The sequence below is a fragment of the Salmonella sp. SAL4457 genome, from assembly GCF_046548235.1.
Classification (GTDB): domain Bacteria; phylum Pseudomonadota; class Gammaproteobacteria; order Enterobacterales; family Enterobacteriaceae; genus Salmonella; species Salmonella enterica.
In genome coordinates this window covers 1-363 of the sequence record NZ_JBGDZO010000143.1, presented here as the reverse complement: position 1 = coordinate 363, position 363 = coordinate 1, and the positions used below count along the sequence as shown (strand labels likewise).

At 63.9% G+C, this 363-nt stretch carries 1 protein-coding gene; it reads left to right on the top strand.

The annotated features are described in order from the left end of the window. Positions 1 to 363: multicopper oxidase domain-containing protein (locus tag ACLJNW_RS23630; RefSeq protein WP_410961144.1), on the top strand; the 363-nt coding region annotated here is incomplete at both ends.

Sequence of the window (363 nt, the reverse complement as noted above, 5' to 3'; positions counted from 1 at the left end):
CTACGAATACCGCTTCAAGGTCCGGCAGAACGGCACCTACTGGTACCACAGCCACTCGGGGCTACAGGAGCAGGCCGGGGTCTACGGCGCCCTGGTGATCGACGCCCGCGAGCCGGAACCGTTCAGCTACGACCGCGACTACGTGGTGCTGCTCAGCGACTGGTCGGACGAGAAGCCGCAGCGCATCCTCGCCAAGCTGAAGAAGCAGTCCGACTACTACAACTTCCACAAGCGCACCGTCGGCGACTTCATCGACGACGTCAGCGCCAACGGCTGGGCCGCGACCCTGGCCGACCGCAAGATGTGGGCCGAGATGAAGATGAGTCCCACCGATCTCGCCGACGTCAGCGGCTACACCTATAC